General features: G+C 56.7%; 15 protein-coding genes. 6 read left to right on the top strand and 9 right to left on the bottom strand.

All coding sequences use genetic code 11. The features are described from left to right. Positions 1-20: 20 nt before the first annotated feature. From R5H23_RS10265 to pspA, 9 genes are all read right to left on the bottom strand, one after another. Positions 21-1,721: a Hint domain-containing protein gene (locus R5H23_RS10265; RefSeq protein ID WP_317215340.1), complete on the bottom strand. Its 1,701-nt coding sequence runs from the start codon at positions 1,719-1,721 to the stop codon at positions 21-23. Between the two features lie 175 nt (positions 1,722-1,896). Further along, positions 1,897-3,300 carry a DNA repair protein RadA gene (radA, locus tag R5H23_RS10260; RefSeq protein WP_064275239.1) on the bottom strand — a complete coding sequence of 468 codons (1,404 nt, stop codon included), beginning with the start codon at positions 3,298-3,300 and terminating at the stop codon, positions 1,897-1,899. A gap of 77 nt (positions 3,301-3,377) precedes the next feature. Further along, complete coding sequence (locus R5H23_RS10255; RefSeq protein WP_064275240.1) at positions 3,378-3,581, bottom strand: hypothetical protein; 204 nt, start codon at positions 3,579-3,581, stop codon at positions 3,378-3,380. Continuing rightward, a complete protein-coding gene (locus R5H23_RS10250) occupies positions 3,578-4,366 on the bottom strand; it encodes an ABC transporter ATP-binding protein (protein ID WP_064275241.1) in 789 nt (262 codons plus the stop codon). Before R5H23_RS10250 ends, R5H23_RS10255 begins: the two co-directional genes overlap by 4 nt. Further along, the gene (locus tag R5H23_RS10245; protein WP_046900490.1) at positions 4,363-5,148 is read right to left on the bottom strand and encodes an ABC transporter permease; all 786 of its coding nucleotides are present in this window, start codon (positions 5,146-5,148) and stop codon (positions 4,363-4,365) included. Before R5H23_RS10245 ends, R5H23_RS10250 begins: the two co-directional genes overlap by 4 nt. A gap of 48 nt (positions 5,149-5,196) precedes the next feature. Beyond that, positions 5,197-6,621 carry a GIN domain-containing protein gene (locus R5H23_RS10240; RefSeq protein WP_317215339.1) on the bottom strand — a complete coding sequence of 475 codons (1,425 nt, stop codon included), beginning with the start codon at positions 6,619-6,621 and terminating at the stop codon, positions 5,197-5,199. Continuing rightward, a complete protein-coding gene (locus R5H23_RS10235; protein ID WP_317215338.1) occupies positions 6,621-7,826 on the bottom strand; it encodes a hypothetical protein in 1,206 nt (401 codons plus the stop codon). Before R5H23_RS10235 ends, R5H23_RS10240 begins: the two co-directional genes overlap by 1 nt. Next, positions 7,823-8,065, bottom strand: coding sequence for an envelope stress response membrane protein PspB (gene pspB / locus R5H23_RS10230; protein WP_211498336.1), 243 nt, complete (start codon positions 8,063-8,065; stop codon positions 7,823-7,825). The genes R5H23_RS10235 and pspB overlap by 4 nt, the downstream gene beginning before the upstream one ends. A gap of 25 nt (positions 8,066-8,090) precedes the next feature. Then, positions 8,091-8,774 carry a phage shock protein PspA gene (gene pspA, locus R5H23_RS10225; RefSeq protein ID WP_046900493.1) on the bottom strand — a complete coding sequence of 228 codons (684 nt, stop codon included), beginning with the start codon at positions 8,772-8,774 and terminating at the stop codon, positions 8,091-8,093. 112 nt (positions 8,775-8,886) lie between these two features. Between pspA and pspF the strand changes: the two genes are divergently transcribed. From pspF to R5H23_RS10195, 6 genes are all read left to right on the top strand, one after another. Then, on the top strand, positions 8,887-9,939 hold the full coding sequence (pspF, locus tag R5H23_RS10220; protein ID WP_317215337.1) for a phage shock protein operon transcriptional activator: 1,053 nt from the start codon (positions 8,887-8,889) through the stop codon (positions 9,937-9,939). Between the two features lie 284 nt (positions 9,940-10,223). Next, positions 10,224-10,904 (top strand): phosphoadenylyl-sulfate reductase, encoded by a 681-nt coding sequence (locus R5H23_RS10215; RefSeq protein WP_064275243.1) that lies wholly within the window; start codon positions 10,224-10,226, stop codon positions 10,902-10,904. Positions 10,905-10,954: 50 nt separating this feature from the next. Continuing rightward, positions 10,955-11,749 (top strand): sulfate adenylyltransferase subunit CysD, encoded by a 795-nt coding sequence (cysD, locus tag R5H23_RS10210; RefSeq protein WP_064275312.1) that lies wholly within the window; start codon positions 10,955-10,957, stop codon positions 11,747-11,749. A 1-nt stretch (position 11,750) separates the two neighbouring features. Further along, positions 11,751-13,631 carry an adenylyl-sulfate kinase gene (gene cysC, locus R5H23_RS10205; RefSeq protein ID WP_317215336.1) on the top strand — a complete coding sequence of 627 codons (1,881 nt, stop codon included), beginning with the start codon at positions 11,751-11,753 and terminating at the stop codon, positions 13,629-13,631. Positions 13,632-14,107: 476 nt separating this feature from the next. Then, positions 14,108-14,872 carry a triose-phosphate isomerase gene (locus R5H23_RS10200; RefSeq protein ID WP_317215335.1) on the top strand — a complete coding sequence of 255 codons (765 nt, stop codon included), beginning with the start codon at positions 14,108-14,110 and terminating at the stop codon, positions 14,870-14,872. Continuing rightward, on the top strand, positions 14,869-15,708 hold the full coding sequence (locus R5H23_RS10195; protein ID WP_317215334.1) for a DeoR/GlpR family DNA-binding transcription regulator: 840 nt from the start codon (positions 14,869-14,871) through the stop codon (positions 15,706-15,708). The genes R5H23_RS10200 and R5H23_RS10195 overlap by 4 nt, the downstream gene beginning before the upstream one ends. The last annotated feature ends 6 nt before the right edge of the window (positions 15,709-15,714 follow it).

Raw genomic sequence — 15,714 nt, 5'->3', positions numbered from 1 at the left:
GGAAGACTTATCCTTGCAGATTAGGCTGCTTTATTCGGAAAGAGGCATTTTGCATGTTCTTTCAAGCGGCTGTGAATTTGGGCGAGTTCAGGCCCATCTTCGAGACGTGGCGCGCAGTATCTGGGATGCTGTCGGGGAGCATCAGGATACAGGGCTTCATATTCATGTGCGTTGTGGAACATCCCTCGGGATCTGTCATCCAGAAAGCTTTCTGAGGGTGCGCCTTCCGCAAGCAGAATGTCATGGCTGTCGAGCTCGATGTGAATATATCGGATCGTCTCCGGTTTCTGGATCTGAAGAATGGAATGATCATTGACCAGATGCAGGGCAGGAATGAGATAGCCGTCGATCAGCATGGCGTGTAGCGGAGAAACAGTCAGGTCCCGCTTTGGAAGGTTATTTCCCAAGGATCCCTTGTGAAACAGGATCGGTAAGACGTCCCGGTTGCCGTAGGCAAAAAGTGGGTCATAGGCGCGACGCCCGATCCACCGGATAGGGCGAGCATCCCCTGACGCTGTTAAAATCAGATCACCAATAACCAGATCTTCTACAGGCCGCTCTCCCTGAGGAGTCTGAATTAACGTTCCCGGACAATAGCAGGGGGTACCGTAAAGCATTTCTGTCCCCCCGCCCGAAGGAGCATTCCGAAAATAGATCGGGGATGAGAAAGCGCTTGTGACAGCAATTTCTTTCACAACGGTTCCACTGGACATGACGTCCAGAAAAACTGCTGGTGTTGCGGCTTCAGAAGACGCCTGAACCGTCGCGCCGCTTGTGACATTCTGGACCGACGGAGTAGAAACAAAAACCGCGCTTAACCCGTTTGTCGAAGAAATATCCGAAAAAACAATTCCACCCCCTCGCTCGATTGTCAGCGGATCTGTCAGAACTGTACTGGCGCCGAGGCTCACGGTGCCACCACTGCTGACTGTGAGGTGCGACAACGTGGCGCCGTTTAGTGCGGTGAGGCTTCCGCCGGAAAAGACGGTGGTATGATCGGCCGTACCACCGACTGTCATGATCGCTTCGTTGTAAACGGACGTTTTGTCTGCGTACCCTGCAACATCCAGAGTAGCGTAGACGTGGGACGTCACACTTACACCTTGCCCCGTCTGAAAATTCCACCCGTTCCAGCTACTGGAGAAGCCAGAAAGGGTCGTGTCAACAGAGCTGCCTCCAGCCTCAATTGTAGACGCTCCGCCAAATCCGATCCGGTTGCCCGAGACCGTTCCGCCACTTTCGACAGTCTGGAATGTCTTGATGTAGCTAAAGGACTGGGTGAGGCCTGTATAACGCTGCGCCTCTCCGGTTTTTCCAGAAAAAACAGTATCGATAGCAATGCCACCGCTTTCGATGACCTGAAAAGAACTCGTGTTCTGCAGCGCATAGGGTGGAAGATATCCGGTCAAGACCGTCCCTGACGCTACTCCACCGTTCAGGACGGTTTGGATGGCGATGTCTTTCACAATTGTGGAGACTGCTGCGCCACCGGCAATAATATCCTGCCGAGCAAACTGGGTTGTCATGCCGGCGCCAGTGCTGCCAGCGGAAAAAACCGAGCTGCCCTGAAGCAGCATGCCATTTGCCGTTCCTCCTGAAACAACCTGTGTTGCATCAGGAGAAATGGTGCCACCGTTGACCACCTGGCCTGAGCTTACGGTCGTAACGGGGCCATTTCCTGAAGGAAGTGGGGTTGAGGAGGATGTCTGCTGGCTCGCCATCTCAATACTCGCTTTCGAAGGGACAGCACCCGACAACAGAACACTCAATGGACGTTCAGTAGTCTGAAAAGAATCAGGCCGTCATGGTTCGTAAAGCTTAGACAGAGAAGGAAATAATATGTCGCAAATAAATCGTTAATTCACGATTTATTTTCTATGTGCCAGCAGGATTTATTCAGCCTGCACTGGTTTCGGTGAAAAGACCTACGAGATCTGTAAGGTGCCCTATCTCGCGTAATTTGAGGCCTGCGGGCGGCTTGACGCGAGCCGAAGCGGCAGAAACCCGTCTGGGAAGAATAGCCTCAACAAATCCCAGCTTCGCAACCTCCTTAAGCCGAAGATCAGCCTGGCTGACCTGTCGAATTTCGCCAGAAAGGCCGACCTCCCCAAAATAAGCAGCGGTTGAAGATGCTGGCTGCCCTGTTGCTGCGGAGATCAGGGCTGCGGCTACGGCCATGTCTGCGGCAGGCTCATTGACTCTTAACCCACCAGCCACGTTCAGGTGGACGTCCATGTTGGCGAGTTTCAAACCGCATCTTGCATCCAGCACGGCCAGCAGCATGTTCAGGCGAGAGGTATCCCATCCAACAACGGCGCGACGTGGTGCCCCGTCTCCAGCCTTGGGGGATAGCAGGGCCTGAACTTCCAGAAGAACGGGACGTGTGCCTTCAAGGCCAGCAAACACAGCCGATCCAGCAATGTTGCCGCGTCTCTCGGCGAGGAATAGGGCGGAAGGATTGGGCACCTCCGTCAGCCCCGTATCAGTCATGGCAAAGACGCCGATTTCGTCGGTTGCGCCAAAGCGGTTTTTGGCGGCGCGCAGGATGCGGAACTGATGACCGCGATCACCTTCAAAATACATGACAGCATCAACCATGTGTTCCAGCACACGGGGCCCTGCCAGAGACCCTTCTTTCGTAACGTGACCAATCAGGATCAGGGCGAAGCCAAGCGTTTTGGCCAGCCGAATGAGTTCAAAGGCACTCGCTCGGACCTGTGCTACGGACCCTGGAGAGCTTTCCACGCTTTCCAGCCACATGGTCTGAATGGAATCAATGACCACGACAGTATGGGACCGATCGTTTTCCAGCGATCCCACGATGTCTCCGACATTGATGGAAGCTGCCAGATCCAGGGAATCCAGTGTCTTGCTGTCCCGGTCCAGCTCCAGTCTCTGCGCGCGAATGCGGATCTGATCGACGGATTCTTCGCCCGAGACATACAGAACCTTGTGACCACTCCGAGCCAGCGCACAGGTTGTCTGGAGCATCAGGGTGGACTTACCAATACCTGGATCACCGCCAACCAGAACAACGGATGCAGGCACAAGGCCGCCGCCAAGAACGCGGTCCAGCTCTGCAATGCTTGTCGTGATGCGTGGGGGCGGCTTGGCCTCGCCATCAAGGCGAACAGTCTGAAGACGCCCGGTGCTCAGCTTGCCCGTTTTGCGGGCTGTGGGTTCGGAAGTTTCCTCAACCAGCGTGTTCCATTCCCCGCAAGCTTCGCATTTGCCCACCCATTTGGAATAGACAGCCCCACAGGACTGGCAGACAAAGCGTGCGGTTGGTTTCTTGGCCAAGGGAATCTCTCTTCACATGGACTCTGGATGCTCTCGATATAGGGAGCGTTCCCGTTATGATCCAGTCAGAGAAGGTGTTAATCGTCTGTGCGGATGATGATGCGTGCCATGATGCGGGCAGCCGTCACGATCATAAGCAGGATCAGTGCCTGAATAAGGATATTCTGGCTTTTCGGCGGGTGCATGAACAGAATGAACACCATTGGCAGCGCGATGAGATATGTCAGACCAAGACGCTGCCAGACTCTGCGGGAAATGGGAGGGCGTCGGAACGGCTTCATTTGCGAAGTTCCATGGTGATCGGGCCTTCCCGGCGTCCATGCGTGAACTGGTCCACCATTGCATTGCCTGAGTTCATCAGGTCTGCGGCCAGCCCCTGCCAGACCAGTTTACCCTGGTAAAGCATGGCAGCCTGATTGCCGATCCGCTGCGCTGAAGCCATGTCATGCGTAATGGCGATCGCCGTTGAGCCCAGCTTCTGAACACAATCCACGATCAGTCCGTCAATGACGGCCCCCATGATGGGATCAAGGCCTGTGGTCGGTTCGTCGAAGAACAGGATGTTGGGCTGTCCGGCAATGGCGCGAGCCAGTCCGACGCGCTTCTGCATGCCGCCTGACAGCTCAGACGGGCTGAGCTGTCCAACAGAGGGGTCCAATCCAACCTGCTGGAGGATTCCGCCTGCCAGTTCACGCGCCTTGGATCGGGACGGAACTGGGCCGTCACGGTCCGAGTGCTTGGCCCGAAGCCCGAAGGCGATGTTGTCCGCGACGCTCATGCTGTCGAACAGAGCGGCGTTCTGGAACAGCATGCCAATCTGTCGCCGCAGGATTTCCTGTCGCCCACGCGGAGCCGTGAGAACGTTTTCGCCGTCAATTTCGATAGTGCCAGCATCGGGCTCGATCAGGCCGAGGATACACCGCAAAAGAACGGATTTTCCTGAGCCGGAGCCACCAATGATGACCATTGAGGTGCCGGTCTCGACATCAAGGTCGATCCCGTCGAGCACGACCTTGGAGCCGAACGCCTTCGAAAGGCCGCGGATGCGGATTTTGGGTGTACTCATTGGGAGAAGAACAGATCTGTGAGGAGGTAATCAAACAGCAGAAGCAGAATGGAGGCGCCCACGACGGCCGCTGTCGTGGCTGACCCCACGCCTTCCGCACCGCCCCGACTGTTATAGCCATGGTAGCAACCCAGAAGAGCAATGAGAAAGCCGAAAGCCGCTGCTTTAACCAGACCGACCACCACGTCCATGGTCTTCAGCGAATCCAGCGTGGCCGTGATGTAGGTGGACGGTGAAAAACCAAGTTTTGCGACTGATACGGTGAAACCGCCAAGAACACCCAGAACGTCCGCCACGATGACGAGACAGGGCAGGGCGATGGTTCCCGCCAGAAGACGTGGCGTCACCAGATATTTCATCGGGTTGGTCGAAAGTGTCGTCAGGGCATCGATCTGATCGGTGACGCGCATGGTACCGATCTGGGCAGACATTGCGGCACCGACACGCCCGGCAACCATCAGTCCTGCCAGAACCGGTCCCAGTTCGCGGGTGACAGCCAGAACCACAATCCCGGCGATGGCGCTCTGGACGTGATACTGCCCGAACCCGACATAGGACTGCAAAGCGATGACGGCCCCGGAGAACAGGGCTGTCAGGGCCACAACCGGAAGGGAGAAGAACCCCGTTTCGATCAGCGTGGACAGGAAGATGCGCCAGTAGAACGGTGGCCGCACGAGATGCGACAGCCCTTCCAGCGCAAACATGGCGAGAGCACCCGACTGGCGGACGAGTCCGAGGACGGCACGGCCAAGGGCCGCTATGGGATCAAGAACGGCATTCACCCTTCAGCCCCTACCCTGCGCGCCCGGCTACGTCAAAGTCTGTCTTGCTCAGGCGGAGCGTTCCAGGTCACGGAACTGGCGCTCCAGCGCAAAATCCGGGGAGGTTACGAACTGTTCCATGCGTGCCAACCTTGGCTCCATACGGGCCAGGCGGTCGTTCAGGCGCACCAGAGTATGGTTTGAACTGAAAGATGTCGTCTCCGGGGCGTGGCGTTGTTTATGACGCGCGCTCTGATCCTTGGCTGTGTGAATAACCTCTTCATACAGATCGACAGCACGGCGTGTGTAATAGACATGGGGGGCGTCACCTGCAGATGATTGTCCTCCCATGCGACGGTCAGCCATGCGTGTTTGCCAGTTTCGCGTGAAAGCGGAGAGGCCTTCAGCAATATCGGCCCAGAGAGCACCAAAAAAGGACTCCCCGGTCCGTTTGCGATAACGTCTGGCATGACGCAGGACCAGCCAGACGCAGACCACGATCAGAACAAGACGGAGGCCGCCCAGATGGTGGCCGCTGCTATGTTTGCCGAAAGAGCCAAGAGCCTCCCAGCCTTGCTGCGTGCCGGAATCGAAATTCACGGACTGACCAAGGCTGGCTAAAATGTCTTTCGTTATCGCCTGCCCATCAATCGGTGCGGCTGCGGTGACATGCACGCCGGGGCCTGTGGTATGAACTGTCAGGTCTCCCGAGCCGTAGTGACTGCGGGATAATGTTCCTGAAACACTATCGACCAAAACGTTCCCGGAGCCATAAAGTGACAGGCTGGCTGAGATGGCACCGACATGTGCTGTGATGTCGGACGAACCGAGATCCCGAATGGAGAGGTTCTCTACTGAGCCACTTCTGAGCAGCATGTTGCCTGACGATGTCGCGGACAGCTCAACACGAGGTGCTGTTACGAGCCCGACAAGCAGGTCGCCGCTTGAAAAATTGAGAACGTGTACATCGCCTGTCACCGTAGCAATGGACACATTGCCGGATCCGGTCATCCGCAGATCCACGCCCGTTGCGCTGTTGACGCGTACGTCACCGCTACCGGACAAGCCACTGAGATGGCCGGATGGCCCTGTGACAGTGATGTCGGTCTTGTTGCCGCGGAGATGGATATTCGTCCCGGCTGGAACCTGAATTGTCGAGGTGGTTTCGGTGCTGCAGGACGGGTCACTCAGAGCAAGTTTGAGTGTCTTGTCCCCGGCGGCCATCAGGTTGCCATTACCCTGAAGAACCTTCGCTGTATCACCCTCAACAATATGAAGGTCTGTCAGGCAGGTCGGTGCCAGTTCCAGCGTAGCTCCCGTGACGGAGCTTACATTTTCTGGAATTGGAAACGCTGGTGGCGCCGGTGGAGACGGGGGAGCAGGAATGGCAGGGGCTGCGTCCTGAGAGAAGGCCAAGCTGATCGTTCCTGTAGCAAGCAGGAGGCCGAGGACGCCCCCTGCGAAACGTACCAGATCGTGGGATGTCTTCATCATCAGCCTCCCTGTTTTGGTGTATCGCCTTGAGGCGGCATGACCGGAGCTGTTGGCGTCGAAGGAGCAGGTGGCGGTGCCACAGTGTCCGGCAGGGGGGGCTGTGGCAGCTTCTGAGGAGCCTCCGACGGCGCCGTGGGGACACTGACTGAGGGTGTCTGCTGCGTCGGGGTGGGAGTACTTGGTGCGACGGCAGCCGGGGGTGGTGCCGCGACAACAGGAGGTTGAACGGCTTCCTGTTCCTGCTGGGCTGGTTTCTGAGGTAATGGTATTGACGGTGCAGATGTTGATGGAGCTGGAACAGAAGGCTGGCTAATCTGCGGAGATGTTTCTGTTGAGGCTGGCTGCTGAGGAGCCGGTACCGAAGCTTTGGGAACGGGCGCAGGAGCGACTGGCAGCGTAGCCGTAACTGGTGGTGCGGCCGGTGTCACGACAGTCGGCGGCGGAGCAACTGCCGCCGGGCTTCCGACATTTACCGCGCCACTGCCAGACCGAACGATCGGGCCAGAGACGCGCTCAATATTGACGGCGCCTGTGCCATTGGCTGTCACCGTTGCAACGGAAGCGTTGCCATGAACGGTGGCGTTTGCATTGTCTGACGTCACGATCGTCAGGGCTTCGATATTACCCTGTGAAACCATGAAAGAGGCATCGTTCGACAGTTGTGCAGATAGAGCGGTCAGTTGTGCAGAGTCGGCGATCAGCGTTGATGTGCCGGAAGCCACGATCTGGGCCGCCCGTTCGAGAGATCCGATATGCACACTGGAGGCACCATGCATGCTCAGATCAAGGGACTGCGTATTCTCGATATCCATCGTCGCGGAGTCGAGGCTGGCATCAAGGGACGCCAGTTTTCCTTTGATGATGAAATGCGTGTCATGGCTGTCATGGATCGAGACGCCAGTATAAGGCGACACACTGATCGTGACCTTACCATTGGGTGCGCAACTTTTCGTGGCGATGGAGATGCGGCTGTCCGACTCTTCCTTGCCGCTGCGCATCGTCACCTGCGTTGCATTGCTGCTGTCTAAAGTAGCGCCGTCTTTCATGCTTGGGTCTACGACGATCCGCACCTGACCTGTGCAGGGAATCGCCATATCCAGATCAGATCCGGACATGGTGACGCGCGCGGCCTGAGCCGGGTAGGCAGAAACTGCCCCTGTCAGCATGGACAGCAGCAGCATGCGCAGGGCGGTGCGGGATGTCATCGTGAACTCCTAGCTCTCCAGCCCGGGATATCCTCGTCGAGGATGCGTTCGAGCTGGTCGATCCTTTCTTCCAGACGCGTAGCATGGGCCTCGGCCTGTGTCAGGGCAGCCTGCAGATGTGGATCTGAGATGCCCTGATTAGGAAGGCTGCCCGTCCGGGCACGCAGCAGGCGCGGGCCCAGGACGAGCGCCGGGATAAAGCCAAAAAGCAGGACAAGAGCGACGATATCCTCATTCATGACTCAGACTTTCTTGCAGCAGTCATCAGGCTTCGCGCTTCTTTTCTGCAATCCGGCGTTTCAGAGTCTCGAACTCATCTTCTACAGCCGCATCCGTCTCCAGAGCGGCCAACTCTTCGTGCAGGGAGGGGCGACCAGACCGACGTCCCAGATCATAGGCTTCGGCTTTGCCTTCCAGTTCATCCAGAGCGCGCTCGACCTGTTCGAAACGGTTCAGCGTGTCGTCAATGCGGGTATCGTAGAGCTTTTCACGTGTCTTGAGGCGGCCTTCTGCCGTGCGGGCACGCATGGTCAGGGTTTTCTCACGGGATTTCGCATCCGCCAGTTTGGCCTGAAGCTTCGTGATGTCGTCGTTTTGCTGCTCAAGACCTTCCGTGACCTGTGCAATCTGGCGTTCAAGTCCTTCGCGGGACTGTTCGACCGTGTGACGTGCTGAGAGCGCCGCCTTGGCCAGATCGTCCCGGTTGCGTTCGATGGCAAGTGTGGCCTTGCGGTGCCATTCGTCTTCTTCGTGCATCATGGTGCGCACGCGACGTTCGAGCTGTTTGCGTTCCGCGATGGTGCGGACGGCCTGACTACGCACTTCAACGAGCGTGTCTTCCATCTCCTGGATGACAAGGCGGATCATCTTCTGCGGATCTTCTGCCGTGGCGAGAATCGCATTGAGATTGGAGTTCACGATATCGGCGAGCCGAGAAAAAATACCCATGACGCTTTCCTTCCTGAGAACTGGATTAGAGCACAATGACCTGTCTTGTCAGCGGGCTCGTTTTGGGGATGTTATGGTTGTGACAATCTGAAGTGGCGAACGAGGCTCAGAAATGGCGAGATCCACCCAAGCGGACGAGGTTCCGACACCCATCGGGCGGGCTCCGGCATTTCTGGCGATGCTGGACCAGATCTCCCGTCTTGCTCCCCTGAAGCGCCCCGTTCTGGTGATCGGGGAGCGCGGGACGGGGAAGGAGCTGGTTGCGGCGCGGCTTGCGTTGCTGTCGGATCGTTGGGACGCACCTTTGGTCAAGCTGAACTGCGCGGCCCTTCCGGAAGCGCTGTTGGACAGCGAGTTGTTCGGACATGAGGCTGGCGCGTTTACGGGTGCGCAGAAGCGGCGTTTGTCCCGGTTCGAGCGTGCAGATGGCGGGACGCTGTTTTTGGATGAAATCGGCACAGCGTCTCTGGCGGTTCAGGAAAAACTGCTCCGCGTTATTGAATACGGCAGTTTTGAGCGTGTTGGCGGCAGTGAGACGATCCGCGTGGATGTGCGTTTGATTGGTGCCACCAACGCTGATCTTCCGGCCATGGCGCGGGAGGGAACATTCCGCCCGGACCTGCTCGACCGACTGGCATTCGATGTGGTCAATGTTCCGCCTCTGCGAGCCCGGCAGGACGATATTCCCCTGCTGGCCGACCATTTTGCGACGCGGATGAGCGCGGAGCTTGCTCGAAAGCTTTTCGCGGGGTTTTCTCAGAAAGCTTTGCAGCGCCTGATTGACTACGACTGGCCCGGCAACGTCCGTGAGCTTCGGAATGTGGTGGAGCGCAGCGTGTATCGTATGGATCAGCCTGAGCGCCGGCTGGATGAGATTGTGCTTGATCCGTTCGTCATGCCTGACTGGAGCAGCGTTGTGGCTCCAGCCTCGACCGGGGAAGGTCATGTTCAGGGAGACGTTCCCCAAACCTTCCCGCTGGATTTTGCTGAGACAGTTAAAGGTCATGAACGTGCGTTGCTGGAAGCGGCCCTCAAGGAGGCGCAGTTTAGCCAGCGGCAGGCCGCAGATCTTCTGGGGCTGACCTATTATCAGTTCCGCCACCACCTGCGGCTGCACGGTCTGGCCGACAAGGAAGCGCGGAAGGCCCTGACCAAAAAAGGATGAACGCAGTTTCATACCTGGGTTCATGCATGAAGTGTGCCAGATTTTGTGGTGTAGGGATTTTCAGGAATGATACCGTTTGTGGGGTAAGTCATTTGCGGGAAAATTGACCATTAATTGGTAAATCAGGCCAAAAATTCTACTGCATTTCAATCGATGAGAAATACTCAATTAAACCATTTAATATGGTTATACAAAATAAAATAGTTGAATAATAGGTGGAGCGCGCCTATGTCTCCTTCACGTCGTGATTCTGGCGCGTGTGAACAGGGATATGGGTGCAGTAAATGCCTCTCTCACAATCCGAACTTCAACATCTTTTGGATACGCCGGAGAGTCACGCACTTGAGGAGGCGCTCGTGAGCCTGAAAGGCCGCGTCGCTGTTATTTCCTCATTTGGAGCTGAGTCGGCCATTCTTCTGGATGAGATTGCCCGGATAGACCCGTCTGTGCCGGTTTTCTTTCTGGATACACGGCGCCATTTCCCGGAAACGCTCTCCTACCGTGATGAGCTTTCCGATGCGCTCGGCCTTCAGGACGTCCGGACTATTTCTCCCTTGGCTCGGGAACTTGAGAACAGAGATCCACAGGATCAGCTCGCGGCATTCGATCCGGATGCCTGCTGCGCCCTGCGTAAAGTGGAGCCTTTGGAGTTGGTGCTTCCGGAATTTGATGTCTGGCTGACCGGGCGCAAGCGCAGTCAGGCCTCAACACGGGCAGCTCTTCCAATTGTGGAACCACAGCCGGATGGCACCGTGAAGCTCAACCCGCTTGCGGGATGGGGCATGGAGAAAATTGAAGCAGAGATGCGTCGTCGGAATCTGCCGCGGCATCCTCTGGTTTCAAAAGGATACACTTCGATTGGTTGTGCGCCTTGCACACGGCCGGTGGGAGACGGAGAAGACGGGCGGGCAGGTCGTTGGGCCGGTCTGACCAAGACAGAATGCGGCATTCATCGGCCGGCATGAACATGGAGCGGACAATGACGCGGACACAAACCCTGGCGGAACCGCGCGTCATGGATGATCTTGACCAGCTCGAAGCTCAGAGCATTTTCATCCTGCGTGAAGCCTATCGGAAACTGAAGCCCCTCTCGCTGCTGTGGTCCCTCGGGAAGGACAGCAACGTTATGGTCTGGCTGGCGCGCAAAGCGTTCATGGGACGCGTGCCGTTCCCGGTCATGCATGTGGATACCGAGAAGAAATTCCCGGAAATGTATGCCTTTCGGGATGAGTACACCAAGAAGTGGGATCTGGATCTCCTTTTGGGGTACTGCCCGCCAGTCGAAGAAATCGATCCGTCCCTGCCGCCCGCTGCACGTTCCGCAGCGCGCAAGACGGCGGGTCTGGCGGCAATGATCGACAAGCACAAGCTGCGTGGCGTGATTGCTGGTATTCGCCGTGACGAGCAGGCCACACGTGCCAAGGAGCGCGTGTTCAGCCCGCGTGGCGCCGGTCATCGCTGGGATGTTCGCAATCAGCCGCCCGAATTCTGGGACCAGTACGCCACGCCGTATGAGGACGGCATGCATATTCGCGTGCATCCGTTGCTGGCATGGCGGGAAATCGACATCTGGCGGTACATCGAACGCGAAGGCATCCCCCTCGTGGATCTGTATTTTGCCAAAGATGGTAAGCGTTATCGCTCTCTGGGTGACCAAGACATCACAAGCCCGATCGAGAGCAATGCCACGACCGTAGCCGAAGTGATTGCCGAGCTGGAAAGCAGCAAGACATCCGAGCGCGCCGGGCGTGCCATGGATCATGAATCAGAAGACGCATTCGAGCGTCTGCGCGTGGCGGGGTATCTGTAAGATGGGTGATATTATCGCAACCCAGGAACTCTCTGGAGCGTATCGCGCGGCCGCCACGCCGATCGTGATCGTCGGGCATGTCGATCACGGTAAATCCACTCTGATTGGACGTCTGCTCTACGATACAGACAGCCTTCAGGACGGCAAGCTGGCGCAGATCGTTGAGAGCAGCCGCAAGCGTGGTCTGGCGGTGGAGTGGAGCTTCCTGCTCGATTCCCTTCAGATCGAGCGCGATCAGGGCGTGACGGTTGATTCCACGCGTATTCCGTTCCGTCTGGGCTCCCGTGAGTTCGTGATTGTGGATGCGCCGGGCCATCGCCAGTTCCTGCGCAACATGATTACGGGTGCTGCCGATGCCGAGGCGGCCGTTCTGGTTGTGGATGCTCAGGAGGGTGCGCAGGAGCAGACGCGGCGTCATGCCATGCTGCTGCGTCTGATCGGGATCCGGCACGTCATTGTGCTGCTGAACAAGTCCGACGTTCTGGGCTTCGACGAGACCAAGATCGTTCAGGCCGAGTCTGATGTCCGCCAGCTTCTTGGTCGTCTGGAAATCGAAGTTGAAGCCGTTGTTCCGGCGTCTGCGCGTGATGGTGACAATATTGCCAGCCGTTCCGAGCGGTCTGCCTGGTACAAGGGGCCGACGCTGATCGAGGCTCTGGCCAATGTGCCCCCGCCGACGTCCCGTCTGTCTCTGCCGTTCCGGATGCCGGTGCAGGACGTTTATCGCTTTGATGGCGTGCGTTACGTCGCCGGCCGGATCGAGCGTGGTACTGTCCGTGCGGGCGATCGTCTGGCAATTGGTGCCCAGGGCCAGATTGCAACGGTTGCAGAAGTCTGCCGCTGGCATGCGCCGGAACTGCCGGTTGCTGGTGCGGGTGAATCCATTGCGCTGCGCCTGGAGCCGGATCTCGTGCCGGATCGTGGGGACCTGCTGTTCCCGGCAGATGATAAAGCGTCAGCACCAGAGCGCTCTGCCCGTATTCGCACGCGTCTGTTCTGGCTGCGGGGTGAGCCTCTTCGTGTTGGGGAAAGCTTCACGCTTCGTCTGACGACAGCAGAGCATGATGTGACGGTGGCGTCCATTGATGCGGTTGTCGATCTGGATGACCTGACATTGCGTCAGGGCGATGAGGTCCCGCCGGACGGATTTGCTGAAATCACGCTCGCGGCTTCTCACGCCGTGCTGTTTGACCCGTTCTCTCCGGGAATGGGCGATGGACGTGGTGTTCTGGTCGATCGTCATCAGCGGATTGTTGGCGGCGCACCGCTGATTGGTCCTGCTGAACTCGAAGATGGTGTTCATGCGATCCACCCGACGGCCAGCCGTATCTCTGCTGTCCAGCAAGCTCAGACGCGTGGTCATAAGAATGGCGTGTTCTGGCTGACGGGCCTCCCGGGCTCCGGCAAGAGCACTGTGGCTCGTGCGACAGAAGTTTCTCTGGCAGGGCAGGGTGTGAAAGCCACCGTTTTGGATGGAGATACGTTGCGGGTCGGGCTGTGCAGCGATCTGGGCTTCTCGCCGGAAGACCGTCGCGAAAACATTCGTCGTGCGGCGCATGTCGCAAAAATTCTGTCTGAGAGCGGCCAGGCTGTCGTTGTCGCGCTGGTCTCGCCCCTCCAGGCAGACCGTGATCTGGCGCGCCAGATTGTAGGTGAGGGCTTCCACGAGATTTTTGTGGATACACCTCTGGAAACCTGCGAACAGCGTGACCCCAAAGGGCTTTATGCTGCGGCACGTTCGGGAAAAATTCCAGAGTTCACGGGTGTTTCAGCACCTTACGAAGCTCCCCTGTCTCCTGAGCTGCGGCTGGGAGCTGACCGGACGGAGGCAGAAACTGTCAGTGAATTGACGGGCTTTGTGCTTCGGGTTGTGCAGCCCTGATTGCAAATAAATAAAATGAATTGAGAAACGGCGGGCTTTGTCCCGCCGTTTTTTTTGCTCAAAAGCCGTCTACCTCACGGTGCGCGTGTCACGCGATCCCGATCACATAGTTTGTCCTGTTCTCGAAAGAGAGGATGAATTGCCTCATTCTGTGTTGATCGTTTTTAGGTCAAAATCTGGCTGCGTAAGTAGGCGATGAATACGTCTTCTGACCCGTAATTCCACATAGACATCACATAAAAAGTAACATTTATCACGTATTTATGTGATGAAAATCCGTGGAGCAATCGGCGTCGTTTATCACGCATAATACCCAATTATATCAGGTAATTATGCATTAACGGCCTTTGCTATATCCGTAAAACATCATTCTAAATCCCGGTGGTAACAGTCTTTTTGTGACGAAATTCTCATTGATGAAGTTATTTATAACAGTATAGTTGTTACGAATCGGGTGCTCAAATCGGAGATGGACGATGGAGCGTGACGCTATCTGGGTTGGTACAAGCTGGAAGATGAACAAGGGGCCTGCGGCATCTGTCGCGGCCGCGAACGAGCTTGCACGGATGTCTTTCCCGGCAGCTATCCAGCCGTTCGTCATCCCACCATTTACGTCTCTAAAGGATGTCTGTGACAGGCTCTCAGGAAGCCGTGTGGCAGTAGGTGCACAGAACATGCACTGGCAGGACGAGGGCGCGTGGACCGGAGAAATTTCTCCGACCATGATTTCGGAATGTGGTGCAGAACTGGTGGAAATTGGTCATTCAGAACGCCGGACTTATTTCGGAGAAACGGATCAAACCGTCAATCTCAAGGTTCATGCGGCTCTGCGACATGGATTAAGGCCACTCGTCTGTATCGGTGATACGACTGATGAATATTCTTATAACGTAACAAATGAAACTTTGGCACGCCAATTGAAGATCGCCCTTCACGGGGTGTCTGAAGACGATGTTCCACAGGTTCTCATTGCATATGAACCTGTCTGGGCAATTGGTGCGTCAGGGCGCCCTGCAGATGCGGCTTTTGTTGAGAGAACGCATAATCATCTGCGTAAGATCCTGATTAACATTGCCGGATCCAGTGCAGGGTCTGCGATCAAGCTTCTCTACGGTGGAAGTGTGACGCAGGACAATGCGGCCGGTTATGTCGCTCTGCCTCATGTGAATGGGGTGTTCGTTGGGCGGGCTGCTTGGAATGTGGAGCATTTTCAGGCGTTGGCTGAGGGAGTCATCGCATGATGCCCCAGGCAACCTTTGAAACGCGCTCTGCCTCTGCACGCCGTCAGAACATTTTGGACTATGTCCGGGATCGTGGCGGCGCACAGATTGACGAGTTGGCCGGACGTTTTGTCACCAGCCGCATGACCATTCACCGTGATCTTCAGGTCCTTTCGGAACGCGGAGTTTTACGTCGTGTGCATGGGGGGGTGACTACGCCTCCAAAAGCATTTTCAGAGGGCAGTATTTCCCAGCGGAGCCATCGTGCGATGGAGGCCAAGCAGGCTATCGCGGCTGTGGCGGCGGCCCTTGTTGAAGAAGGTGAAATCATTGCACTGGATGATTCAACAACATCCCGCGTTCTGGCTGAGCGTCTGACTGACAGTGCCTCTCTTACAGTTGTCACGAACAGCATGGGTACCGCGAACCTGTTCACCAGCAAGCCCAATGTGAATCTTCTGCTGCTTGGCGGTCGCTATAACATGGATTTTGACGCGTTCTTCGGAACACTGTGTGAGCAGGCCGCGGCATCGCTGCGCGTCAATACGCTGTTCCTGTCCGTCGCGGCAATCCGCGGGATGACTGCGTATCATCAGGAGCAGGATATCATCAAAGCCAAGCAGGCCTTGATGAATATTTCCGATCGCAAAATCCTGCTCGTGGACAGTACGAAATTTGGTGTCATCACGCTCAATCGTTTTTCCGATTTAACGGAATTCGATGTGGTGATCACGGATTCAGGTCTCGAAAAAGACCTGGAGGACACGCTCCGCAATGCGGGGATCAATCTGAAAATTGCGGAAATCTCCACCGTCAGGGCGAGCGGATCAAGCAACTCCCCTGAACGTAACCCATGAAGACGG

The organism is Gluconobacter sp. GP1 (assembly GCF_032913585.1).
Taxonomy (GTDB): domain Bacteria; phylum Pseudomonadota; class Alphaproteobacteria; order Acetobacterales; family Acetobacteraceae; genus Gluconobacter; species Gluconobacter cerinus.
The sequence above is the reverse complement of the archived record's forward strand: the minus strand, read 5'-3'. Positions and strand labels throughout refer to the sequence as shown.

Bases quoted from the DNA above. Each gene is read 5' to 3' on its own strand.
- R5H23_RS10265 (WP_317215340.1), bottom strand. From the start codon at position 1,721: ATGGCGAGCCAGCAGACATCCTCCTCAACCCCACTTCCTTCAGGAAAT.
- R5H23_RS10255 (WP_064275240.1), bottom strand. From the start codon at position 3,581: ATGAAGCCGTTCCGACGCCCTCCCATTTCCCGCAGAGTCTGGCAGCGT.
- R5H23_RS10250 (WP_064275241.1), bottom strand. From the start codon at position 4,366: ATGAGTACACCCAAAATCCGCATCCGCGGCCTTTCGAAGGCGTTCGGC.
- R5H23_RS10240 (WP_317215339.1), bottom strand. From the start codon at position 6,621: ATGATGAAGACATCCCACGATCTGGTACGTTTCGCAGGGGGCGTCCTC.
- R5H23_RS10235 (WP_317215338.1), bottom strand. From the start codon at position 7,826: ATGACATCCCGCACCGCCCTGCGCATGCTGCTGCTGTCCATGCTGACA.
- pspB (WP_211498336.1), bottom strand. From the start codon at position 8,065: ATGAATGAGGATATCGTCGCTCTTGTCCTGCTTTTTGGCTTTATCCCG.
- pspA (WP_046900493.1), bottom strand. From the start codon at position 8,774: ATGGGTATTTTTTCTCGGCTCGCCGATATCGTGAACTCCAATCTCAAT.
- pspF (WP_317215337.1), top strand. From the start codon at position 8,887: ATGGCGAGATCCACCCAAGCGGACGAGGTTCCGACACCCATCGGGCGG.
- R5H23_RS10215 (WP_064275243.1), top strand. From the start codon at position 10,224: ATGCCTCTCTCACAATCCGAACTTCAACATCTTTTGGATACGCCGGAG.
- cysD (WP_064275312.1), top strand. From the start codon at position 10,955: ATGGATGATCTTGACCAGCTCGAAGCTCAGAGCATTTTCATCCTGCGT.
- cysC (WP_317215336.1), top strand. From the start codon at position 11,751: ATGGGTGATATTATCGCAACCCAGGAACTCTCTGGAGCGTATCGCGCG.
- R5H23_RS10200 (WP_317215335.1), top strand. From the start codon at position 14,108: ATGGAGCGTGACGCTATCTGGGTTGGTACAAGCTGGAAGATGAACAAG.
- R5H23_RS10195 (WP_317215334.1), top strand. From the start codon at position 14,869: ATGATGCCCCAGGCAACCTTTGAAACGCGCTCTGCCTCTGCACGCCGT.